General features: G+C 61.9%; 18 protein-coding genes, 1 tRNA gene and 2 pseudogenes. 6 read left to right on the forward strand and 15 right to left on the reverse strand.

Annotation, left to right across the window (positions count from 1 at the left end; all coding sequences use genetic code 11):
• Nucleotides 1–83: 83 nt before the first annotated feature.
• The 4 genes from BRAGE_RS0142360 to BRAGE_RS0142375 all read right to left on the reverse strand — a co-directional run bounded on the left by BRAGE_RS0142360 (nt 84) and on the right by BRAGE_RS0142375 (nt 3,756).
• Nucleotides 84–953: an MBL fold metallo-hydrolase gene (locus BRAGE_RS0142360; protein WP_027562060.1), complete on the reverse strand. Its 870-nt coding sequence runs from the start codon at nt 951–953 to the stop codon at nt 84–86.
• A gap of 90 nt (nt 954–1,043) precedes the next feature.
• The gene (locus BRAGE_RS0142365; protein ID WP_027562061.1) at nt 1,044–1,655 is read right to left on the reverse strand and encodes a glutathione S-transferase family protein; all 612 of its coding nucleotides are present in this window, start codon (nt 1,653–1,655) and stop codon (nt 1,044–1,046) included.
• 183 nt (nt 1,656–1,838) lie between these two features.
• Nucleotides 1,839–2,681, reverse strand: coding sequence for a fumarylacetoacetate hydrolase family protein (locus BRAGE_RS0142370; protein ID WP_027562062.1), 843 nt, complete (start codon nt 2,679–2,681; stop codon nt 1,839–1,841).
• A gap of 223 nt (nt 2,682–2,904) precedes the next feature.
• Nucleotides 2,905–3,756: an MBL fold metallo-hydrolase gene (locus BRAGE_RS0142375; RefSeq protein WP_027562063.1), complete on the reverse strand. Its 852-nt coding sequence runs from the start codon at nt 3,754–3,756 to the stop codon at nt 2,905–2,907.
• A gap of 138 nt (nt 3,757–3,894) precedes the next feature.
• On the opposite strand from BRAGE_RS0142375, the gene BRAGE_RS0142380 reads away from it, so the two are divergent.
• Nucleotides 3,895–4,371: a DUF3775 domain-containing protein gene (locus tag BRAGE_RS0142380; protein WP_027562064.1), complete on the forward strand. Its 477-nt coding sequence runs from the start codon at nt 3,895–3,897 to the stop codon at nt 4,369–4,371.
• Nucleotides 4,372–4,527: 156 nt separating this feature from the next.
• On the opposite strand, the gene BRAGE_RS0142385 is transcribed toward BRAGE_RS0142380, so the two are convergent.
• Nucleotides 4,528–5,310, reverse strand: coding sequence for an SDR family oxidoreductase (locus BRAGE_RS0142385; RefSeq protein WP_027562065.1), 783 nt, complete (start codon nt 5,308–5,310; stop codon nt 4,528–4,530).
• 203 nt (nt 5,311–5,513) lie between these two features.
• Nucleotides 5,514–6,026 (reverse strand): CvpA family protein, encoded by a 513-nt coding sequence (locus BRAGE_RS0142395; RefSeq protein ID WP_027562066.1) that lies wholly within the window; start codon nt 6,024–6,026, stop codon nt 5,514–5,516.
• Between the two features lie 123 nt (nt 6,027–6,149).
• Between BRAGE_RS0142395 and BRAGE_RS0142400 the strand changes: the two genes are divergently transcribed.
• Nucleotides 6,150–6,911, forward strand: coding sequence for an SDR family oxidoreductase (locus BRAGE_RS0142400; protein ID WP_027562067.1), 762 nt, complete (start codon nt 6,150–6,152; stop codon nt 6,909–6,911).
• Nucleotides 6,912–7,058: 147 nt separating this feature from the next.
• Here BRAGE_RS0142400 and BRAGE_RS0142405 read toward each other — a convergent pair whose 3' ends face one another.
• Nucleotides 7,059–8,651 (reverse strand): GMC family oxidoreductase, encoded by a 1,593-nt coding sequence (locus tag BRAGE_RS0142405; RefSeq protein WP_027562068.1) that lies wholly within the window; start codon nt 8,649–8,651, stop codon nt 7,059–7,061.
• 488 nt (nt 8,652–9,139) lie between these two features.
• Here BRAGE_RS0142405 and BRAGE_RS0142410 point away from each other — a divergent pair.
• Together BRAGE_RS0142410 and BRAGE_RS57405 are read left to right on the forward strand one after the other, a co-directional pair.
• A tRNA-Met gene (locus tag BRAGE_RS0142410) sits at nt 9,140–9,216 on the forward strand.
• A 121-nt stretch (nt 9,217–9,337) separates the two neighbouring features.
• Nucleotides 9,338–9,766: a hypothetical protein gene (locus BRAGE_RS57405; RefSeq protein WP_231164159.1), complete on the forward strand. Its 429-nt coding sequence runs from the start codon at nt 9,338–9,340 to the stop codon at nt 9,764–9,766.
• 48 nt (nt 9,767–9,814) lie between these two features.
• Here BRAGE_RS57405 and BRAGE_RS57410 read toward each other — a convergent pair.
• Nucleotides 9,815–10,987, reverse strand: a pseudogene (locus BRAGE_RS57410) (recombinase family protein); the annotation flags it as partial.
• 1,565 nt (nt 10,988–12,552) lie between these two features.
• On the opposite strand from BRAGE_RS57410, the gene BRAGE_RS57415 reads away from it, so the two are divergent.
• Nucleotides 12,553–12,687, forward strand: coding sequence for a hypothetical protein (locus BRAGE_RS57415; protein ID WP_231164425.1), 135 nt, complete (start codon nt 12,553–12,555; stop codon nt 12,685–12,687).
• Between the two features lie 551 nt (nt 12,688–13,238).
• On the opposite strand, the gene glgX is transcribed toward BRAGE_RS57415, so the two are convergent.
• The 4 genes from glgX to glgA all read right to left on the reverse strand — a co-directional run bounded on the left by glgX (nt 13,239) and on the right by glgA (nt 18,418).
• Nucleotides 13,239–15,479: a glycogen debranching protein GlgX gene (gene glgX / locus BRAGE_RS0142440; RefSeq protein WP_027562073.1), complete on the reverse strand. Its 2,241-nt coding sequence runs from the start codon at nt 15,477–15,479 to the stop codon at nt 13,239–13,241.
• A gap of 23 nt (nt 15,480–15,502) precedes the next feature.
• Nucleotides 15,503–15,784, reverse strand: coding sequence for a DUF3606 domain-containing protein (locus tag BRAGE_RS0142445; protein WP_027562074.1), 282 nt, complete (start codon nt 15,782–15,784; stop codon nt 15,503–15,505).
• 67 nt (nt 15,785–15,851) lie between these two features.
• Nucleotides 15,852–16,988: a glycosyltransferase family 4 protein gene (locus BRAGE_RS51080; RefSeq protein WP_084334640.1), complete on the reverse strand. Its 1,137-nt coding sequence runs from the start codon at nt 16,986–16,988 to the stop codon at nt 15,852–15,854.
• Nucleotides 16,989–17,008: 20 nt separating this feature from the next.
• Nucleotides 17,009–18,418: a glycogen synthase GlgA gene (glgA, locus tag BRAGE_RS0142455; protein ID WP_027562075.1), complete on the reverse strand. Its 1,410-nt coding sequence runs from the start codon at nt 18,416–18,418 to the stop codon at nt 17,009–17,011.
• A 672-nt stretch (nt 18,419–19,090) separates the two neighbouring features.
• Between glgA and BRAGE_RS0142460 the strand changes: the two genes are divergently transcribed.
• Nucleotides 19,091–19,339, forward strand: a complete 249-nt coding sequence (locus BRAGE_RS0142460) for a hypothetical protein (protein WP_027562076.1) — start codon at nt 19,091–19,093, stop codon at nt 19,337–19,339.
• Between the two features lie 117 nt (nt 19,340–19,456).
• Here the strand turns inward: BRAGE_RS0142460 and BRAGE_RS51085 are convergent, their stop codons facing one another.
• The 3 genes and pseudogenes from BRAGE_RS51085 to BRAGE_RS58125 form a co-directional block, all read right to left on the reverse strand.
• Nucleotides 19,457–20,248, reverse strand: a complete 792-nt coding sequence (locus tag BRAGE_RS51085; RefSeq protein ID WP_347336536.1) for an aldo/keto reductase — start codon at nt 20,246–20,248, stop codon at nt 19,457–19,459.
• Nucleotides 20,249–20,532: 284 nt separating this feature from the next.
• Nucleotides 20,533–20,667: a hypothetical protein gene (locus tag BRAGE_RS57690; protein WP_265441436.1), complete on the reverse strand. Its 135-nt coding sequence runs from the start codon at nt 20,665–20,667 to the stop codon at nt 20,533–20,535.
• Nucleotides 20,668–20,733: 66 nt separating this feature from the next.
• Nucleotides 20,734–21,590: pseudogene (locus BRAGE_RS58125) on the reverse strand (SDR family NAD(P)-dependent oxidoreductase).
• Between the last annotated feature and the right edge of the window lie 638 nt (nt 21,591–22,228).

Genomic DNA, 22,228 nt, shown 5'->3' on the forward strand with positions numbered 1-22,228 from the left:
AGCGAAGCGTGCCCACCATAAGGAGTGGTGGGCACGGCGCGCGAGGCGTGCGCCTTTGCCCACCCTACGGCATCTCGGCTAAATCACACCGACTCACACACGAACGCATTACCCTTGCGCTTGATCCTCCCCACCGACGGCGAGGGGAAATGCGCGGTGCAGCACAGTGTGTCGGTGTCGCAATAGCGCTCAAGGACGCTGCGGCGCGTCTTCGCCGCGATGGCCTGATCGACGTCGAACTTCATCGACAGCTCCGGATAGAGCGTCTGCAGCGGCGAATGGATGAGGTCACCGGTGAACACCGCATCGTCCTTGCCGCGCCCCATCGCGAATGCGACATGGCCCGGCGTGTGGCCGGGCGTCGGCACGATGCGGACGTGATCGCCGATCTGATGGTCGTTGCCGACGAGCTCGTGGCGTCCCGCCTCGACCACCGGCAGCACGCTGTCGGCGAAGGGCGGCACCTCGGCCTTCGCGTTCTGCTCGGTCCAGTAATCGAACTCCTGTTTGGCGAAGACGTAGCGCGCCTTGGGGAAGGTCGGCACCCAGCGGCCATTCTCCATCCGCGTGTTCCAGCCGACATGATCGACATGCAGATGCGTGCACATCACGAAGTCGATGTCTTCCACCGAGACGCCCGCGGCGCCGAGCGCGCGCATATAGGTGTCGTCGGTCTTCATGTGCCATTTCGGCCGCTGCGGCCGCGACTTGTCGTTGCCGATGCAGCTGTCGATCAGGATGGTGTGGTGCGGTGTCTTCACCACGTAGGACTGGAAGCACAGGATCAACGTGTCCGCATCGTCCAGCGCCTTGGCATGCCGCATCCACGCGCGGTTCTCGGCCAGGACCTCCGCCGTCAGCCCGGGGATGAACTCCAGCGCTGGAAAGAACGGGGATTCCTGCTCGATGACGCGATGGATCGTGAGATCGCCGACCGAATATTTGAGGCTCATGAGAACTCCCGCGGTTACGGCATGATCCGAACCCGGAGGGCCGCGTCAGCGCAAAGTGTGCAGCGGCTCTCCGAAAAGATCATGCTCAAACTACGCCGGAGGCGGCACCGAGATCTTCACGGAGGGCCGCTCCAGCATCTTCTGATGGAAGGCGTCGAGCTTCGGATAGGCCTTGCGCCAGCCGCAATCGGCGAAGCGGAAATCGGCATAGCCGAGCACGCAAACGAGGCCGATCTGCGAAATGTCGAATGGGCCGTTCAAAACCTCGGGCATGTTCTCGAAGCGCGCCATGCCGGTCCAGGCCCGATTCCAGTGGTCGTCGGACCACGCCTGCCATTGCAGGCCCTGCGGCCGCACCATCTTCTCGTAGCGGCACAGCAGCATGGAATCGAGCATGCCGTTGATCAGCGAATGATTGGTCTTGGCCTTCCAGCGCCGCGGGCCGTAATCCGGGATCAGGCTGCCGCCGGCCATCTCGTTGAGATATTCGACGATCACGTAGGAATCCAGGATGACGTCGCCGTCATTGGTGATCAGCACCGGCAGCTTCTTCAGCGGCGTGATGCGCGAATAGTCCTCATTCGCGGTGCCCGGCGCGACGGTTGCGGGCATCAGCTCGATCTTGTCGATCAGCCCAAGCTCGATCGCGGCGATGCGCACCTTGCGGGCGAAGGGCGAGGCGGCGGAGAAGGAGAGTTTCATGGAAAATAACCTCTATCCAGGCACACAGTCCTCATCCTGAGGAGCGCGCCCTCGGCGCGCGTCTCGAAGGATGGATAACGAGGGAGGGTCTCTCGTCACCCGGCGCGAACGCCGGGCGACCGTGCTTGTGGCGCATCCTTCGAGACGCGCGTTGCGCGCTCCTCAGGATGACGGCGGAGGCCCTTACGCCGCGATGATCTCCTGGCGCTGCTCGCCGAGGCCTTCGATGCCGAGCGACACGACGTCGCCGACATTGAGGAAGGTCGGCGGCTTCATGCCGAGGCCGACGCCGGGCGGGGTGCCCGTGGTGATGATGTCGCCGGGCAGCAGCGTCATGAACTGCGAGACATAGGAGACGCACTTGGCCATCGAGAAGATCATGGTCGCGGTCGAGCCGGTCTGGCGGCGCTGGCCGTTGACGTCGAGCCACATCGACAGGTTCTGCACGTCCTTGATCTCGTCCTTGGTGGCGAGCCACGGCCCGAGCGGGCCGAACGTGTCGTGCGACTTGCCCTTGGTCCACTGTCCCAGGCGCTCGGTCTGGAAGTTGCGCTCGGAGACGTCGTTGCAGACGCAATAGCCGGCGACGTAGTTCAGCGCATCGGCTTCCGAGACGTATTTGGCGCGGGTGCCGATGATGGCGGCGATCTCGACCTCCCAGTCGAGCTTGGTCGAGCCGCGCGGCTTCTCGACCGCATCGTTCGGGCCGGACAGCGAGGTGTTGGCCTTCATGAAGATGATCGGCTCGGTCGGGATCGCCGCGCCGGTCTCCTTGGCGTGGTCGCTGTAGTTGAGCCCGATGGCGACGAATTTCGAGATGCCGGTCACCGGCGAGCCGAAGCGCGGCTTGCCGGAGACGGCGGGCAGCGAGGCGGGATCGAGGCCTGCCAGCTTCTTCAGGCTCTCCGGCGAATAGGCATCGCCCGTGAGGTCCTTCAGATGCGCGGACAGGTCGCGCAGCTGGCCGGATTTGTCGATCAGGCCGGGCTTTTCCGCACCCTTTTCGCCATAACGAACAAGCTTCATTCTCGTTTCTCCCTGGAGATGGACCGATCGGTTAAATAGCTTCATGGAACAGGGCGGCGGGAAATTCAACCGCTCAAACAGCGGTGCATTGCAGCCCCTCCTTGCAGGGTGGGCAAAGGCGCGAAGCGCCGTGCCCACGAGCTGTTTCCAATAGCCCGGACAGGTGGGCACGCGAAGCCTGTCATCGGGCGCGCGTTCGCGCGACCCGGTGGCTCTGCCCACCCTACGATTGCAGCGCCTCGAACCTGAACGCATCTCCCTCGCGCTTGATATGCCCCGCGGAAAAATGCCCGCCGATCACCAGCGTCGGCGTATCGGCAAACCGCCCGAACAATTCGCGCCGCGTTGCGGCCGATTGCGCCTGGTCGGAATCCGCCGTCGAGGACCAATCGAGATGCGCCATCTGGCAGGGATGGTGGGCGACGTCGCCGGTCAGCAGTCCCTGTTCGCCGCCCGACTGGATCAAAATGCTCATATGCCCGGGGCTGTGGCCCGGAGTCGGGATCACGCTGATCTCCTCCGACAGGCGATGATCGCTCGGAATGAGATCGGCTTTGCCGGCATCGACGATCGGCTGCACGGAATCGCCAAACACCGCCGCCTTGTCCGGCTCGGTGGAATGATCGCGCCAGTGCTCGTATTCGGTGCGGCCGAAGACGTAACGCGCGTTCGGGAAGGTCGGCACCCATTTGCCGCCGACCAGCTTCGTATTCCAGCCGACATGATCGACGTGAAGATGCGTGCACAGCACGGTGTCGATGGTCTCAGGCGCAAAGCCCGCTGCCGTCATCGTCTGAAGGAACGGCGTGCTGCGGTTATTCCAGGTCGGGACGCCGCGGCCCTGCTTGTCGTTGCCAAGACCGGTGTCGACCACGATGCGGCGCGTCGGCGTCTCGACCACCAGCGAATGGATCGACATCTTCAGCCGGCCCTCTTCGGTGGCGAAATGCGGGATCAGCCAGGGCAGCTTCCGGATTTCATCATTGCTCGCCAGCGGCAGGATGAAGCGGGTCGAGCCGACCGTCTCCAACTCCACGACCTCAGTGATTCTGACGCTGCCGACCCTCCAGTGCATGCGGTATGCCCCCATTTTCTTGCTTTGGTGCCGAAAGATGCGCATTTTCCGTCACGGAGCGCAATGGATCATCTGTCGTGATGTTGCGTTATCGAGGGGAACCTGGAACCAGCCCAACGATGCGCCCGAGGGGAGCCCATGCCAGAGCTTGCGATTTCCGCCGAGAAGGTCGCCTTCATCATCGAGAAGGCGCGCGAATTCGACGTCAAGGAAGGGGATACCGATCCGGATTCGGGCTCGAATCCGAGCGATGACGATTCGGTTGATGTCCTCGGGGATGACGGCTCCGATCCCGTCGGCAGCGAGCTCGGGAGTTTCATCGCTGCCCTGAACGAGGACGAGCAGGTCGATCTCGTCGCACTGACGTGGCTCGGTCGCGGCGAGGGCACGATCGACGAGTGGGACGATTTGCGCGCCCGCGCCGTGGAGGCGCGGGGCGAATATCGCAGGCCCCGGCACGAGACCGTGCAATATCTGCTCGGCGATCCCATGCTGGGCGATCTGCTCGCGGACGGGCTCGACGAGTTCGGCATCGACTGGACCGACGAGCGTCTCACCGCCGATTCCTCCGATCCCAGCGAGCGCGACGAAGACGAGCCGACGAAGCAGCGGTGATCCGTCTTCGCCTCTCCCCGCTTGCGGGGAGAGGCCGGGATTGCATCGGAGATGCAATCCGGGTGAGGGGGAGTCTCCGCGAGTCCAATCGCTATCGTCTTTGCCGAAGCAGCCCCTCACCCCTCCCCGTAAGAACGGGGAGAGGGAGAGGGCAGATCACAGCGTGCCCGGGAACGCACCGCCATCGAGCAAAATGTTCTGCCCGGTGATGAAGCCGGCCTTGGCGCCGCACAGGAAGGCGCAGGCATAGCCGAACTCGTCGGGCTGGCCGAAGCGCCCCGCGGGATTGAGCTTGGCGCGCTCGGCCAGGATCTGCTCGGCGGAGACGCCGCGCTTGTCGGCTTCGGCCTTGGCGGTGCCGGTCAGGCGATCGGTCTCGAACGGGCCCGGCAACAGGCCGTTGATGGTGACGTTGTTGATCACGGTCTTGCGCGACAGGCCGGCGATGAAGCCGGTGAGACCGGCGCGCGCGCCGTTGGAGAGGCCGAGAATGTCGATCGGCGCCTTCACCGCGGCCGAGGTGATGTTGACGATGCGGCCGAACTTGCGCGCCATCATGCCGTCGACGGTCGCCTTGATCAGCTCGATCGGGGTCAGCATGTTGGCGTCGATCGCCTTGATCCAGTCGTCGCGGGTCCAGTTGCGGAAATCGCCGGGCGGCGGGCCGCCGGCATTGTTGATCAGGATATCGGGCTCGGGGCAGGCCTTCAGCACGGCCTCGCGGCCCGCCGGCGTCGTGATGTCGCCGACGATCTCGGTGACGGTCACATCGGGATAGGCCTTGCGGATCTCGTCGGCCGTCTTCTTCAGCGCTTCGGCGCCGCGCGCGGTCAGCGTGACGTGAACGCCGGCGTCCGCCAGCGAGATGGCGCAAGCGCGGCCGAGGCCCTTGCTGGATGCGCAGACGATGGCGCGGCGACCTTTGATCCCAAGATCCACTGTTTCACTCCCGAAAATAGCACGCAGGTTTTGGATGGCCGCTACTCTAGCCAACTGCGGCGCCGCTGATAAGGGAGAGGCCCGCGTCAAAATGCATGGCGCGGGCCGCGGCGATGCAAACGGGCATGATTCGGAAAAGTGCGTAGCGGTTTTCCGAAAAGATCATGCCCAGACAATAAGCTGGAGCGCGATCTTATCGCGCTCTAGATGCGACGCTCCTGCTTGAGGCGGTCGATCGCGTCGGCGGCCTCGGGCGGCAGCGATTTGAATCCCATCTGCCCGGCCGCCGAGAACAGCGGCCGCAGATGCGAGCCGGCGAGGAAGGGCGGCTGGCGGTTGGCCGGCACGATCTGGTCGAACACGAGAACCAGCGTGGTGGCGACGAGGCCGACCCTGACGGCGCCGAGCGCGGCGCCGCCGAGGCGGTCGCCGATGCCGGCCTCGCCAAGGGTGTCGTTCAGCGCGACGCGGCCGATATGGCCGAGCAGCATGCCGACCACCACGAAGATGGCGAAGAACCAGATCCAGTTCTGGAGCAGCGGCGCGTTGGGATTGCCGGCGATCTGCGGCGCGATCATCGGCATCAGCGCCACCGCCATGGGCGCGGCGAGGAGATAGGCCAGGATGGTCATGGCGCTGCGCAGCAGGCCGGTCCGAAAGCCGAGGCCGACGGCCATGGCAAGCGCCGCATAGACCGCGAGATCGAAACTGTTCATCACTGCGAGCCCCTGCCTCAGGTGGAACGAATGAACGCCGAACCGATCATTCCGGTTTCAGATCGTTAAAATCGTCGGTATTGATGGCTCCAAAGCCCAGGGAAATCGCGCAAGGACAACGTCATGTCAGACCTATTCGACGTCAGTAAAGAAACCATCCTCGTAACAGGCGCGAGCCAGGGGCTGGGGCGGCAGTTTGCCCGGGTGCTGGCGGCACATGGCGCGGCGGTCGCGCTCGCGGCGCGACAGACCGACAAGCTGAGGAGTCTCGAGGAGGAGATCCGCGGCAAGGGCGGCCGCGCAGCTGCGATCGCGCTCGACGTCACCGACACCGCATCGATCGCGAAAGCCGTGGATGACGCGGAATCAGCGCTCGGCCCGGTCACGGTGCTGATCAACAATGCCGGCATCGCCATCGAGAAGCTCGCGACCGAGCAGACCGAGGCCGACTGGGACGCGGTGATCGGCGCCAATCTGAAGGGCGCTTATTTCCTCGCGACCGAAATCGCCCGCCGCATGATTGCGCGCAAGCAGGAAGGCAACATCGTCAACATCGCTTCCGTGCTCGGCACCGGCGTGCTCAAGGCGGTCTCGCCCTATGCCATCTCCAAGGCCGGCATCATCCAGGCGACCAAAGCGATGGCGCTGGAGCTCGCGGGGCAAAACATCCGCATCAACGCGCTCGCGCCCGGCTATATCGATACCGAGATGAACCACGCCTTCTGGTCGACGCCCGCCGGCGAGCGCCTCGCCAAACGCATCCCCCAGCGCCGCGTCGGCGCCGAGTCCGATCTCGACGGCGCGATTTTGCTGCTGGCCTCGAAGGCGTCGCGGTACATGACGGGGAGTGTGGTAACGGTGGACGGCGGGTTCTTGCTGAATTGAGCGTGTCTTCGCCTCTCCCCGCGTGCGGGGAGAGGCCGGAATTTGCGAAAGCAAATTCCGGGTAAGGGGAGTTTCCGCGAGTCGAGCTATCACCGTCCTCGTGGAGACACCCCAACCCTCTCCCCGCAAGCGGGAGAGGGAGAAGAGCTACCGCACGTCTCCCCGGATCATATCCGCCGCCTTCTCCCCGATCATGATGGTCGGCGCATTGGTGTTGCCGCCGATCAGCGTCGGCATGATCGAGGCATCGACGACGCGCAAACCTTGCACACCGTGCACCTTCAGCTTCGGATCGACCACGGCCATCGCATCCGTGCCCATCTTGCAGGTGCCCACCGGGTGATAGACGGTGTCGACGCGATTGCGCAGGATCGCGCGGATGTCGTCGTCGGTTCGCACGTCGGATGTGAATATGTCCTTCTTCTGCAACGCGCGCAGCGCCGGTGTCTCCATCAGCCGTCGCGTGGTCTTGAAGCCGGCGACCATCGCCTCGAGATCCCAGTCCTCGCCGAGAAAGTTCGGATCGATCATTGGAGCTGCGAGCGGATCGGCGCTTCTCAGCCAGACGCTGCCGCGGCTCTTCGGTCTGAGCAGGCAGACATGGCATGAGAAGCCTGCCTCCTTGTGCTTCTTGCGGCCGTGATCGTCGAGCATCGCGACGACGAAGTGCAGCTGGATGTCCGGCACGTCGAGATGGGCCTGCGTCTTCAAGAAGCCGCCGCACTCGGCGAAATTGGTGGTCATCAGGCCGCGCCGCTCCCTACGGTACCGCTGGATGGCGCGGAGCAAGGATGGCAGCCGGCCAAGCGAGGAGTGAACGAAGTGCGGATAATCGGAGGCGTAGACGAAGACGAAATCCGGATGGTCCTGCAGATTGCGCCCGACCCCCGGCAGGTGATGGGTGACGCCGATGCCGTGCGCGCGAAGCGCCTCGCCATCGCCGACGCCCGACAGCATCAGCAGCTGCGGCGACTGGAAGGCGCCGGCGGCGAGGATCACCTCGCGCCGGGCGCGCAGCTGCTTCTTTTGCTTGCCCTGCACATATTCGATTCCGACCGCGCGCTTGCCCTCGAACAAAATGCGCGTGGCCTGCGCCCCCGTCTCGACGCGCAGATTCGCGCGCTTGTCCATGTGGGGCTGCAGATAGGCGCGCGCCGCGCTCCAGCGCTCGCCATTGTGCTGCGTCACCTGATAGCTGCCGAGCCCTTCATGATCCGCTTCATTGAAGTCGTCGCGGATGCGGAACTGCGCCTCGCGCGCGGCCTGATGGAAGACCTCATGGATCGGATTGTCCGAGCGGAGCCTGTTGACATGCAGCGGGCCACCCTTGCCGTGATACTCGCCGTCGAAATCGCGGTTGTTCTCCGCGCGCTTGAAGTAGGGCAGCACGTCCGCGTACGACCAGCCTGCGTTGCCGAGCTCGGCCCAGTGGTCGTAGTCCCATTTGTGGCCGCGGATGTAGACCATGGCATTGATCGCCGAGGATCCGCCGAGACCCTTGCCGCGCGGCTGATAGCCGATGCGGCCGTTCAATCCCTTCTGCGGCACGGTATCGAAGGCCCAGTTGGCCGCGGGGTAGGGCAAGGCGAGCCCGAACGGCGTGGTGATCCGCCAAGTGTCGTTGCGCCCGCCGGCATCGAGCAACGCCACGGATGTCGCCGCATCCTCCGACAGCCGCCCCGCCACGGCGCAGCCGCCGGAGCCCGCGCCCACGACGACGAAATCGAATATGTCAGTCACCGATGTTTCCCCCTGCGCGCCTTTTTGTAGGCGTCAATCCAGGGCGCGACGAAGTCGCGAACCCGGAATCCATTGGCCCGCTGGTGATGCGGATCGATGGATTCCGGGCTCGCGCAGCACGCGCCCCGGAATGACGGCAGCTTCTCCAGCCGCGCGATCCCGCCGCCATCAGGCGGGGCAGGTCAGCGGGTGGTCCATGGCGTTCCCCCGTTATCTTGTTGCCGCAAGCTGGCCCGTTGTGGAACTTCTGGCAAGAGCGCGCCAAACCGGCCGAAAACCGGCCCACCGCGTTGTCATAAAGTCGAAAAAAACGTCCCGCCGGCCCTTTCCAAAGCCACCCCGCCTTGATACATACGCCCCGCACCCGACGGGCTTTGCCCGGGGTTGCCTTCCAAGGAAGCCTTTGGGACGGACGAGCAAGCCACGCGAACAGCGTCGGCCTTAACCTCACCGTCCCCGGGATTTGCTGAAGGCGCGCAACGGTTTAACGCGGGGTGGAGCAGCCCGGTAGCTCGTCAGGCTCATAACCTGAAGGTCATAGGTTCAAATCCTATCCCCGCAACCACTGATACCGACACTCCCGTAGCCGACGCTGCGGGAGTTTTGGTTTGTGCTACCTTTTCCGCGTTACGCGCAGCAGTCCAGTTCAGTATTGTGCCCAAATCACCGTGGAGGGTGGCGTCGATTTGGCCGCGCTTGGCACCCGGGCGGAGAACGATGCGTTGGATCAGGCCACGAAGAGCCTGGGCGGCCTCGGCCCGGTCTTCCGGACGGTTCAAAGCCTCGGTGAGGTGGGCGACCTTCTTAGCGTAGAGTTGCGACGCGCTCGGGAGAACGTCCGGGGTATCCGCAGGGGCTTCGGCGAGCAGGGCAGAAAGCTCGGCTTTGCGAGCCTCCAGCGCGTCCATCGCTGCGATCATCGAATGCTGGAACATGCCCTCCTTGATCGCTTCGACCATTCCGTGGATTTGTTTTTCTACCTTGGCCAGTTCAGCGCGCCAGGCATTGTCGTGGGCCCGCCGCTCGCGGTTCAGCCGGTTCATCTCCTCGGCATAGGCGCGCATTGCTTCTGCGATGACGTCTGGCGCCAGCAACCGGTCCTTCAGCCCGCTTAACACGCGTTGTTCGAGTTCGCTCCGCGCCAAAGTACGGCCGTTCGAACAGGACCCGTTGCTGACATGTGCCGAGCAGACGAAGCGATCGGCTCCGCGCAGCGAACATGGGCCATCGCATAAGCCGCAGAGCACAAGTCCCGAGAACAACGACTTTGGGCGGCGAGCACTGTTAAGTCGTTTGTTCGAATGGTGCTCGCGGACAGCTACTGTCACATTGATGAATCTTTCGGCGATCTCACTTTGCTTGGCTTTCACCAAATCCCAGAGTTCGTCCTCGATTATGCGAAGCTCTGGAACTTTGGTGACGATCCATTCGGCCTCCGGATTGAGACGCGAGATGCGTTTCCCCGTCGAAGGATTCTTAAGGTAATGCAGCCGATTCCAAACGAGGCGTCCCACGTAAAGCTCGTTATTGATGATCCCGGTGCCGCGCTTGACATGGCCTCGGATCGTCGTGTCATTCCACAGCTTGGTCTCAGGGCCGGCTATGCCTTCGGCGTTGAGCTTCACGGCGATCGCTCGCGGGCTGATGCCAGCCGCGAAGTCCCGAAAGATGCGCCGGATTACGGCGGCCTGGGCCGGATCGATCTCTCGGTCTCCTCGGATACGATCTCCGCGCTCATCCAGCCGTTTGATAACGCGGTATCCGTAGCAAAGCCCGCCACCTGACTTTCCACCCTCTACCCGACCTCGCAAGCCACGGTGCGTCTTCGCAGCGAGGTCCTTCAGAAATAGAGCATTCATAGTCCCTTTCAGACCGACGTGAAGCTCAGTGATTTCCCCTTCGGCCAAGGTGACGATCGAAACACCGACAAAGCGCAGTTGCTTGAACAGGGTCGCCACGTCCGCTTGGTCGCGGCTGATCCGATCGAGCGCCTCAGCGAGCACGATATCGAACGCATGGCTCTGAGCATCCTGCAACAGGGCTTGGATGCCCGGACGAAGGATCATGCTCGCACCGGAAATTCCGGCATCCTTGTAAGAATTGGTGATCGTCCATTTTTCGCGCATCGCGCGCTCTTTGCAAATACGAAATTGGTCTTCGATCGAGGTGTCACGTTGATTGTCAGACGAGTATCGGGCATAGAGCGCAGCTCGCGTCATTGACTTGTCCTTGCATTCCACTTGCGCCGGCACATGGCCGTGAAGCAAAAAATATCGAATGAACGCGGCATTTATATGCCGTGCACACCCGGATGGGTTTGATGCAAGGAAAGGCATGTCGCGGCGCTCTGGAGTGAACTAGAAGACGCTGCGCCGTGTGCGTCTTTGCTCATATCTCTGCTGCGTACTCGAGAGATCCAACTACACAATGGCGATGTGCCATGACGCGGCTAGATTGGGGTGGTTTCTTTCTCGGGCGAGGCACAAGGTGATCGACGATCCTTGATATCGTCACGGGCCATTTGTCGTCCGATAAGGCGGGCGAGGCGAAGGATTGCGTGCTCGGAAGGCTTCGCCTGATTGACTGCTTCCGCTTTGGTTGGAAGTCTTAAATTTTCGATTCTCTTGATTTTCAACACCGTGCCTCCGCTGGGGACAGTCAAAACAGAGCTTCCGTGGACTTGGAAGTGCGAGAGGACGTCGAGGCGGTTTTCGGATACATCTGCGTATAAGTGGGCAGCTTGGTCCCCATCGGAGCCGAATCCTCGAACATTGTTTTCGGAAGGCAGGGGTGAGCAGCGCAGACGATCTCTGGGTCACGGGGCATCTACGCGGCGTTTTATCTCTGGCGGCCAAGCGCAACGCGTCGCAAAGGCGCTGCGAAATCGATCCGCTTTCCGGAACGTCATGCACAAGCGTCGACAACTATCACATGAGCTTCGCGCGTCGAATTGGACAACATCAACCAGCCTGATGATAGGAGACCCAAGCCTGTCGGCATCGCCTTCTTGAGATCGAGCCAATCGTCGATCCGATCAGCCCAATGCTGCATAAGCTTTGTGCGCGAGACGAAAAGCGCGAGCGGTCCGTCGCCCCTTTCGAATTTCAGTCGCGCGGCGCGGCAGTCGACGTCGGTCAGATCTGTTTTGGGTTGGTGCCCGCGCCATCGTTCTTGCGGGGCCTTTGCTCGTTCCATCGTTCGAACTAACGAAATTCGCCGCTCGTTAATATCCTGATGCCAACAAAAATACCAACAAACTAGATGGCTGAGCCTAATTTATTTACCAGTGTTTTCAACGAGTCTCGAAATGAAAATGCGGAAAAGAGGAATTAGCGGAGTGGCAGCATTCGGCGATCGCGCTCGCGAACGCCGCCGCTACGAAATGAAGTACAATACCTTGCTAAAACAGCAAAGGTGACCGGATCGGGGCGTACCAGTTCGTCTACGATGTGACAAAGCGTATCCGAGAACAGGAGCGCCCTTCCCGGGCGGAAGAGCAGCTCCGCCAGGGGCAGAAATGGAAGCGATGGGCCGGTTGACCGGCGGCGCCGCCCACGACTTCAATAACCTGTTGACGCCAAGCGTCGGGCCCTCGATGCGTTGCAACGGAGAGGTGTGGGTGGGGAGCGCGAGCAACGGTTGATCGCCGGAGCGATGTAGTCTGCCGAGAGAGCAAAGGCGCTTGTTCAGCGGTTGCTTGCATTCGCACGGCGACAACCACTTCAAGCCAAACCAACACAGGTGGTGACCTGATTAATGGAATGGCCAACCTGATTGCGAGTACATCCGGTCCGCAGGTCAAGGTGTCGGTCGAGATCGAGAAGGCTTTGCCTTCCGCAAGGTCGATGAAAGCCAGCTTGAGATGGCTCTCCTCAATCTTGCAGTTAATGCACGTGATGCGATGCCTGAAGGTGGTACGTTACGCATCACCATCGACGCCCAACACGTTGAGGCAGGGCACCGCACCAATTTGAAGCCCGGACGCTACGTCAGGCTATCTGTTGCGGACAACGGAGTCGGCATGGAGATTCGGTGAAGGCTCGGGCCATCGAGCCATTCTTCTCGACCAAGGGGAATCGGAAAGGGAACGGGTCCCGGTTTATCGATGGCTCACGGCCTTGCATTGCCGTTGGGCAGCGCTCTGACCATTCAGAGCCGCCCAGGGCTGGGTACAAATATAGAGATTTGGCTTCCTTCCACCGACGAGCCCGTGCAGGCGGGGAGCCAGCAACCTGCATCGGTGCCGAACGGTGGTTCTCTTGGAACAGTACTTCTCGTCGATGACGAGCCGCTCGTGCGTGCAGCAGCCGCGGACATGCTAACGGACCCAGGCTATTCGGTTCTCGAAGCTGCTTCGGCGGAAGAGAAAGACCCCAGCTTCAAGGACTAGCGAGCTGGGGCACAAGTCACCTTGTGACCTGGGATCACGAACTCAGGCTATCGGGAAAACTTGGCGCGCCCTCCCTCGTTCCGCACCCAGAATACGGCCCTGGCTCGTCGGGCATAGAGGTATCGATCGGGCCCCTCCGCCAAGTTCCGTTGGCAAGTCAGCTTCCTCGGGCCATCGCAGTCGCTCGCATGGCATGGTCAAGCCTGCCCGAGAGGCGCCTCGGCGACGTCCAGCAGTGCACCGAGGCCTTGCCGCAAGCGGCGCGTGGCGACGTTCTCGGTCGACAGACCAAAAACCACGAGAGTACGTCCGGTCACCGCGTAAGTCTGTCCGAATTCGAATGCAGGCATCTGCGTTTCCGGCTGATTGGTATCGACCAGCCCTAACCAAGTTCTTCCATCCGCGACGGCCGGCAAGGTGAAGTTCACGACATCATAATGCGCATTGTAGACCAGCAGCATGGTCGCGTCCGAGCCGCGGCGCTTGATCCCGGTCTCCTGTGCACGTCCGTCGAGTAGCATGCCAAAGCATCTGGCGTTGGCGTCCTGCCATTGATCTGTGGTCATCTCCTCGCCGGATGGCGAGAGCCATGTGACGTCCTTGACGTCGAGCTCTTCATTGTGGGAGCCCACCAGGAAGCGGCTGCGATAGAGGATCGGGAAGGCCTTGCGCGTAGCGATCAGCTTGCGTGCGAATTCACGAAGGCTGCGGCCGTTTGCCGTGATACCCATCCAATCGAGCCACGTGGTCTCATTGTCCTGTGCATAGGCATTGTTGTTGCCGTTCTGAGTGTGTCCAAATTCGTCACCGGCGAGCAGCATCGGCGTGCCGTGGGACAGCAGCATTGTTGCGAGCAGGTTCCGCTTCTGGCGTTCGCGCAGCGCAGTGATCTCGGGATCGTCGGTCGGACCCTCGGTCCCGCAATTCCAGGAATGATTATTGCTCTGACCGTCGCGATTGTCCTCGCCGTTCGCCTCGTTGTGCTTGTCGTTGTATGACACGAGATCGTTGAGGTTGAAGCCGTCATGGGCGGTGACGAAGTTGACGCTGGCCCAGGGGCGGCGTCCGCGTTTGTTGAAGAGGTCGCCAGAGCCCGACACGCGCTTGGCGAAGTCCGCGATCGATCCTTCGTCGCCCTTCCAGAAGGCGCGGACCGTGTCCCTGAATTTGTCATTCCATTCGGCCCATCCCGGCGGGAACTGTCCGACTTGATAACCGCCCGGGCCGATGTCCCACGGCTCTGCGATCAGCTTGACGCCGGACAGCACCGGATCCTGGCGGCAAGCGTCGAGGAAGCCGCCGCCCTCGTCGAAGCCATAGGGCTCCCGCGCCAGGATGGTGGCGAGGTCGAAGCGAAAGCCGTCGACTCGCATCTCGGTTGCCCAATAGCGCAAGGAATCCGCGACCAGCTGCAGCACACGCGGATGGGACAGGTTCACGGTATTTCCGGTGCCGGTATCGTTGATGTAGTAGCGCTCCTGGTCCGGTAGCAGGCGGTAATAACTGGCGTTGTCGATGCCCTTGAACGAGAGCGTGGGTCCGAGTTCATTGCCTTCCGCGGTGTGATTGTAGACGACGTCCAAGATGACCTCGATGCCGTGGGCGTGGAACTGGTTGACCATTTCCTTGAATTCGTTCGCGAACGGCGTCTTCAGGTAACGCGGCTCCGGGGCGAAGAAGGCGATGGAGTTGTAGCCCCAGTAGTTGCGCAGGCCTTTGTCGACGAGGTAGCTGTCATCGATGAAGGCATGGATCGGCAATAGCTCCGCGCTGGTGATGCCGAGCGAGCGCAAATAGCCGGGGATTTCCGAATGAGCGAGCCCCGAGAAGGTGCCGCGGTCTGCCTCCGGCACTAGCGGGTGCAGCTGGGTAAAGCCCTTCACGTGCATCTCGTAGACGATCGTCCGTTCCCACGGCACTTCGGGCTTGCGCGGCGCGCCCCAGGTGAAGGCGGGATCGATGACGCGACACTTCTGCATCAGCGGCGCGCTATCGCGCTCGTCATAGGAGAGGTCCTTGTCGGCGTGATCGAGCTGGTAGCCGAACAGTTCGGGTCCCCAGCGCAGTTGCCCGACCAGCTGCTTGGCATAGGGATCGAGCAGGAGCTTGTTGGGATTGAAGCGGTGTCCGGCGTCAGGCTCGTAAGGACCGTGGACGCGATAGCCGTAGACGGTGCCGGGACGGGCCGAGGGCAGATAGCCGTGCCAGACCTCGTCGGTAAATTCCGGCAGCTCGATGCGCTCGAGTTCGGTTTCACCCGCGTCGTCGAACAGGCAGAGCTCGACCTTGGTGGCGTGGGCCGAGAATAGCGCGAAGTTGACGCCAAGGCCGTCCCAGGTAGCGCCAAGCGGAAACGGCTTGCCTTCGGTGATCCGCGAGCGGCGCAGACTCGCCGCCGCCCGCGTCAGGGCGTCGTCTGATCGCGCTTCTTGGTCCATGTATGCCCCCGATAAAAATCCGGTTAGGATGTCGGCGCTGATGCGGGTATCTCGGCCGCGGCCTGCTCGATGGCCACAGCTGAGGCGATCACTGCCGCGGGAGGCACGTGAGCCGGCTTGGCCAGCGCGTTGGCCCGCTGTTTGGCGACTTCCTTGCTGATCGCGGCGATCGAATTTCCGATCCGACCAACGATGGCGGTCAGCTCGGCATCGGAAAGGCCAAGACGCTTTCTGACGAGCCGCATCTGAATTCGATTGGTCAGGTCGAGCTTGTTGCGGATGGGCTTCGGGTTAGGGCGGCGCATGGCGGCTACTCCTGTGTCTTGTCGTAACCGCCGCTCGCTGATTCCGTTCCGACACGGACCAAGGATCTCAGCCAGCGGCGGCGGCAGCTATTTCCAAGCCGGCAGAAGGTATCGGCATCCGAATTCCGTTCTTGCTTTCCAGCGTCGCGCGAACGTCCAATTGCGGTGCTTGTCGAAGGGCCGGTAGCCGACGATAGGCGGCCAAATAGTCGCTCGCCATCCGCTCGGCCGTGAAGCGTTGTTCGAACCGCTTGCGGATCGCCGCTCTATCCAATGTGCCGACTGCGTTGGCCGCCGCCACCGCCTCCTTGACAGAGTTCACGACGAACCCGCTCAGGCCGTGGTCGATGATCTCCGGCACCGATCCGTGGGAAAGCGCAACCACGGGCGTGCCGCAAGCCATGGCCTCGATCATGACGAGACCGAAGGGCTCCGGCCAGCAGATTGGAAAGAGCAGCGCGCGCGCATTGCCGAGGAAGTCCGCTTTCTGGAGTTCGTTGATCTCACCGATGAATTCGACATTTGGATGCGCCGCCACCATCGGCGCGATCACTTGATCCCAATAGCGTTGATCTGCAGCATCGATCTTGGCCGCCATTTTCAGGCGAACGCCGGTCCTGGCAGCGATCTCGATGGCCTTATCCGGTCCCTTTTCGGGGGAAATGCGCCCAAGGAACGCAAAATAGTCCCCGGACGGCGCTTGCCGATACGGCAGGATGTTCTCGGGCAGTCCATGAAGCACGGTCCCCAGCCAGTTGACCGGGGGCATTGGGCGGCGTTGTGCGTCCGAAATCGAGACCAGCGGAGGTTCGGGGAAGGCGGAGTAAAACGGCTTCAGATCGGGCAGATCGAGACGTCCATGCAATGTCGTGACGATCCGATCCGCATAGTGCCGCATCAAAGGATAGTGCAGATGATCGATGTGGAAGTGCAGGACATCGAATTCGTTGGCTCGCCTTGCAACTTGGTCCAGCATCATGACGTGGTACGGCGTCATATCCTTCACCGAGGGATCGAGCCTCAGCGCCATTTTGGAGCACGGCACCAGCTCCGCAGATGTGACCGAGTCGCCGCTCGCGAACAGGGTGACGTCATGCCCCTGGCGGACCAGCTCTTCGGTCAAATACGAGACGATGCGCTCGGTGCCTCCGTAGAGCCGTGGCGGGCAGCTCTCCGCAAGCGGAGCGATTTGCGCGATTTTCATGGTCCGTGCTCGATATCTTTCTAGATCGATGATCGGTAAAGATCTGCGTATGATTTGGCCGACTGCCTCCAGCTGAAAGCCTGCGCCATCGCGGCTCTGCGCATCTGGTCGAGCCTGTCCTTCATGCCAAAGGTCGAAAAGGCGCGGCAAAGACTGCGGAGAAAGCCCGAAGCCGACGCCCGATCGAACAGGAAGCCGGTCTCGCCGTCGACGATCGTCTCTGCAAGACCGCCGGTGCGATGGCCGATCGGCAAAGAGCCGAAGCGCTGGGCATACATCTGGCTCAGGCCGCAAGGCTCGAAGCGCGACGCCATCAGCGTGAAATCGCTGCCGGCGAAAATCTTGCGCGCCTCGGCATCGTCAAAGCCAATCTTGACGGCAATCGACTGCGGGGCTCGCGCCTGCGCCTGGAGCAGGGCTTCCTCGAAGCGGGGCTCGCCCTTGCCCGTGACGACGATCTGGCCGCCCGCGTCGACTATGGCTTGTGCGCTGTCGATCACGAGGTCGACACCCTTCTGATGGACAAGGCGCGCGACCAGAGCGAACAGCGGGCCGCGGGAGACCGCGAGGCCGAATTGGTCCCTGACATCGTCGGCGTTTAGAGAGCGCTCGGCCCAGTCGCCGGCTCCGAACGGCTGCAGCAACGACGAGCAGGTCCGCGGGCCCCAACTTTCGTCGATGCCGTTCAGGATGCCGGACAGCTGGTTGCGGTCAGCCCTTTGCTTAAGGAGCCCTTCGAGGCCGCACCCGAATTCCGCGGTCGTGATCTCCCGCGCATAGGTCTGGCTGACCGTTGTCAGGTGCGAGGCATAGACGAGGCCCGCCTTAATGAAGGACAGGCGATTGTAGAATTCGACACCGTCGATGTTGAAGCTGGTCTCGGGAATTCCGAGCGGAGCCAACGAGCTGCTGTCGAAGACCCTCTGATAGGCCAGATTGTGGATCGTGAAGACGGTCGGAATGTGCGCGTAGTGCCATTCGAGATAGCCGGGGATCAGCGCACATTGCCAGTCGTTGGCGTGAACCAGGTCGGCCGACCATTCCTTGTCGACCAATCCCCTGGCGAGCTGGGCGGCGGCATAGGAGAATGTGGCGAACCGTACATTATTGTCGGCCCAATCCGCCCCGCGGCCGTCGGCATAGGGCGTGCCGTCCCGCTCGTTAAGCTCCGGACAGCGCACGACGTAATATGTCACGCCTTCCGTGGTATGGCCGAGATCGACCTCGAAGGCGGGCAGGGCGGCGTAGGACTGGCATCTACCCACGGCCTTGAGGTCACTCATGCCGCGCAAGACCGCCGGATAGCCTGGGATGATGACGCGTACGTCAGCAAAATCGCGTAAGGCACGCGGCAAAGCCGCAGAGACGGCGGCCAGACCGCCTACTTGTATGAAGTCTGATACTTCGGGCGTCGCGAACAGGATCCGCATCGCTATGCCCACCAGCCGCGGGAAAAATTGTGGCCTTTGCCAACCATCTTTTGCATTCCGGGAGCGCTTCCTCAGCAAAGCGCTGTCCCCAAAATCCCGCGACGCAGCAATGGTTCCTAAGGCTGCGGCACGTCCGGGTCTTCAGATCGCCGGCTAAGGCGATCCGCATGAGGCGATGTCGATCCCAAAGTACTATAGGGTCAGCCGCCGGTGTCGATGAGGGGTGCCGATGGGCATCGTTAGATTGGCGGCTTTGCTTCGAGATTCGGCGATCGCATCGAGCGAACTCGTCCGTCATGCTGACAAGCTTGCCGAAGGTTCGTTATCCATTTCGCCCGCATCTACAGACAGAAACGGCCTCAGCTCTGCAAGGGTCTTGGGAGCTGAGGCCGCTTTGGCTCCGGAACGGAGGCGAATCCAACCGACGCCGGTCAGTTATAGGTTGGGTCTCTCCTGTCTTGGGTCCACTCGTGAACATTGCGCCGGCATTGTTCATGCACATGCTTTATGTCCTGTGAACGGAGCAGCGACGATTGATCTTCCAAGACGTTTTGATTGGCCCATATCTCAAGAAGGCTACCGGGCGGAAACGAAGGTTGCCCGCCCGCCGGTTTCCCATCGCGGAACATTTAGCGCCTTATACCGTTCTAAGCGCAAATTTGAGGGAAACAAATGAGCGAAGCTAACAGAACCGAGACAATGGGCGGGGGCGAAGAATTCAATCTCGATCAAGAGGTGGCCGCCTGGCGCAGCAAACGGCTGCGAAGAGCGGCATCAACGATAGGCAAGATCCAGGTCGTTCGTATTTCGAGGCGCGTAGGCGCATTGCATGCGCGAACGGAGCAAGGCGCCAATGGCGTGGCTGTGAAGGCGAAGTGGCGGCCGCGCCAGATGGACAAGCCTGCATTGGCCGTATCTTAAGGCGCGCCGACCTGCCAGCTTAGCAAGAATCGGTTGTCACTTTGAAGACATCCACAGGGCCTCTCTCCCTGCGGACGCCGACCAAGTGACCGAATAGCTCGACTTTTGTGAGCCGTTCTACAACGTCGGGAGGGAGGCGCTCGCCTCGATCAGGCCTTCGCTCTTCAGGTCGTCCCAGAACGAATTCGGGATCTTGGCTTGCAACGAGTTCCAGTCCTCTTCAATCTGGTGAGCACTCCCTGCGCCCACCACTAGCGCGACAGCAACGTCTGCGGCCGCGGAAAACTGTAGGGCCGCGGTCCGAAGATCTACGCCGTAGCGGGCCGCCACCGCCCTGAGCCTGCCGCGCTTTTCAATCGCCTCGGCGGGAATCTTGAAGTTTTCCTTGCCATAGTTATAGCGCGGGCTTCCGGAGATGAACCCGGCGTTGAGCGAGGACCCGATCACGAGCGAGATGTTTCTCTTCCGAACAGCCGGGAGGAGCTCGTTTACGGCGCTGGCGTGATCCATTAGCGAGTACTGTCGAGCGCACAGGCATACGTCGGGGTCGGCATCTTCCATCACCTTGAGGATCGGAAGGGGCGTATTCACGCCGATGCCCAAGGCGCGAATGATTCCTTCGTCGCGCATCTTCGAGAGCGCGGGGAACGCGCCTTTACGGGCGGTCTCATATTGCTCCTCCCAGCCGTTTGGGAAGAAGGCGAAGTCGGGAGAGATGTCGTGCACGAAGGCGATGTCGAGGCTATCGACGCCGAGCCGTTGGAGGCTGTCCTCAATCGAGCGACGCACGCCGTCGGCGGTGTAGTCGAATACGACGTCGTTCGGCGAATCCGACAGAGGATAGATGTCGGCATGCCTGTTGGTCTTCGAGGCTTGAACAGCTTGCCGACTTTCGACGAGAGCAGATATTCATCTCGCTTCTTGGTGTGGAGAAGCCGTCCAAACCGCCGCTCGGCCAGCCCAAACCCGTACCATGTCGAAGTAGCGCACCCCGATCTCCCAGGCCGCTTCGAGCGTGCTGTCCGCGTCTTTGTCGGTGTGCTTGTTGAACTCGTTCCCCAGCGAAACCCCGCCGAGTCCGAGGCGAAAGCGAGGCTCAAAGATCTGCTGTGCGCGATTGGGCATGATGGACTGACCTAGCTAATGGAAATTGGGCGAAAGACCTGCACCGGGCATCGAGCGCGCGACCCTTCCTAAATGTCCTTTGCGCTGTCGCCGCTAGTCACTTCGTACTCGGCACCAGTGACCATATTGGCGGCGTCGGACGCGAGGAATACGGCGGCTGGCGAGATGTCGTCGGGCTGCAGCCAGCCGACCTTGAGCGGCACGGTCGGTGCGCGGTTGTCCCAGGCCTGCTGTGGCGTGGGGGTGCTCGACTTTCTGTCCCTGCTCGCTCATCTGAGGCGCTTCTCGTATCGGGTCAGCGACGTGTCGACGAGACCGGGAATGAGCGCGTTGACAGTAATGTTGTGCTCGCCGAGTTCCATGGCTGCGGACTTCATCAAGCCAAGGATCCCCCATTTGGAGGCCGAGTAGCTGCAGGCGTCTTTAGTGCCGTGCTTGCCTTGCATCAACGAGAGCAGGATGAAACGTCCCTTCTTCCGCGCCACCATTTACGGTGCGAAAACGCGTACGGTATTGGCGGTGCCGTTCAGATTGTTGTCGATGACATCGCGCCAGTCCGAATCCTGCATCTCGAGCAGCGGCAGCCAGCGCTGGATCGCCGCGTTGGCAACGACGATGTCGACCTTGCCGTAGTCCGCTCGACACGGTCCGCGACCTTCCGCAAAGCGCCGATGTCGCGAATATCAGCCTTGATCCCTTCGCTGCGCCTTCCGTATTGCTTGATCATCCGCGCGGTCGCGTCGAGTTCTTCCGGCCTCGCAGGCGCGGCGTTCGAGGCGGGAGAAACCGGCCCCACGATGTCCAAAGTGATCACGTCCGCACCGTTGGCCGCCATCTCCACCGCAATCGCGCGTCCGATGCCTCTTGCGGCTCCGGTGACGACGGCGACCTTTTCCTGCAGCATGGAGCCTCGCCCAGCTCTGATAGGGCCGGCAGTGCGCTCTGTGGGCGGTTCCGGCATCGGCTGTCCTTCAAGCTCTCTCGGGCCATCATCTATCCGTTTTTGAGCCGCAGCGGAGGCAGCGACCGCAAACGCGGTCACTGCGGCGGCCCCCTTCATGAATCCGCGTCGTACATGGTCGGCCATCAACATCTCCCGTGCCGGACGAGCCCAACTGGCGAGCATGAACGCCGTTCCTGAGGCTGCAGCGTTTCGTCCTTGACGCGTCACCGCTCTGAGCTAACAGCCTCGGCAGATGCTCTTGATCTTCTTTTCCAAAGCGATGTCTGCTGGATCGCGCGGCTGCGCGTGGGTTGATTGGCCCGTGCTCCGTTGCTCGGCCGCTGGCGTCACCGAGTGATGGCCGTGTCGCTTGCCTTTAGCCTCTGCAGCATGACCTGTGACGAGCGCTGCTGCGACGATAACGGATATCAAGGCGGGTCCCTTCAACAATTTTTGCAAATCTTCCCCACAGTCTTGTCCGCCCTATTGTTCTCGTGATCGATCTTGGCGTCGCTGTCCTGTTCGTTCGTGGTAGTCGGCTTGCCGATGCCGCCGGCAGGAGCAGTGTTTTGTGCGTTGGCGCCAGGAGAGCCCGATGGCGCCGCCGTTCCGGCCGTATTCGTCCCCGGCGTGGATCCCGTGCTAAGCCCATTGCCATTGCCCGTCTGCTGATTGGGGATTTTGCCGGTAGCCTGGCTATTTGTGTTGGGCCGGTTGTTCGAATTCCCGGTTGCGGCATTGCCGCTCGGTCCTGGGCTTCCGGTCGTTCCTGTCGCGGACGACCTATTTCCGCTCGTACCGGCGGCCGCGTTACCTGCCGA

It is taken from the genome of Bradyrhizobium genosp. SA-4 str. CB756 (assembly GCF_000473125.1).
GTDB classification, from domain to species: domain Bacteria; phylum Pseudomonadota; class Alphaproteobacteria; order Rhizobiales; family Xanthobacteraceae; genus Bradyrhizobium; species Bradyrhizobium arachidis.

Coding starts and splice junctions, on each gene's coding strand:
- BRAGE_RS0142400 (WP_027562067.1), top strand. CDS start 6,150: ATGTCAGACCTATTCGACGTCAGTAAAGAAACCATCCTCGTAACAGGC.
- BRAGE_RS0142360 (WP_027562060.1), bottom strand. CDS start 953: ATGAGCCTCAAATATTCGGTCGGCGATCTCACGATCCATCGCGTCATC.
- BRAGE_RS0142365 (WP_027562061.1), bottom strand. CDS start 1,655: ATGAAACTCTCCTTCTCCGCCGCCTCGCCCTTCGCCCGCAAGGTGCGC.
- BRAGE_RS51080 (WP_084334640.1), bottom strand. CDS start 16,988: ATGAAAATCGCGCAAATCGCTCCGCTTGCGGAGAGCTGCCCGCCACGG.
- BRAGE_RS0142395 (WP_027562066.1), bottom strand. CDS start 6,026: ATGAACAGTTTCGATCTCGCGGTCTATGCGGCGCTTGCCATGGCCGTC.
- BRAGE_RS0142370 (WP_027562062.1), bottom strand. CDS start 2,681: ATGAAGCTTGTTCGTTATGGCGAAAAGGGTGCGGAAAAGCCCGGCCTG.
- glgA (WP_027562075.1), bottom strand. CDS start 18,418: ATGCGGATCCTGTTCGCGACGCCCGAAGTATCAGACTTCATACAAGTA.
- BRAGE_RS0142460 (WP_027562076.1), top strand. CDS start 19,091: ATGAGCGAAGCTAACAGAACCGAGACAATGGGCGGGGGCGAAGAATTC.
- BRAGE_RS0142375 (WP_027562063.1), bottom strand. CDS start 3,756: ATGCACTGGAGGGTCGGCAGCGTCAGAATCACTGAGGTCGTGGAGTTG.
- BRAGE_RS57415 (WP_231164425.1), top strand. CDS start 12,553: ATGCCTGAAGGTGGTACGTTACGCATCACCATCGACGCCCAACACGTT.
- BRAGE_RS0142445 (WP_027562074.1), bottom strand. CDS start 15,784: ATGCGCCGCCCTAACCCGAAGCCCATCCGCAACAAGCTCGACCTGACC.
- BRAGE_RS0142380 (WP_027562064.1), top strand. CDS start 3,895: ATGCCAGAGCTTGCGATTTCCGCCGAGAAGGTCGCCTTCATCATCGAG.
- glgX (WP_027562073.1), bottom strand. CDS start 15,479: ATGGACCAAGAAGCGCGATCAGACGACGCCCTGACGCGGGCGGCGGCG.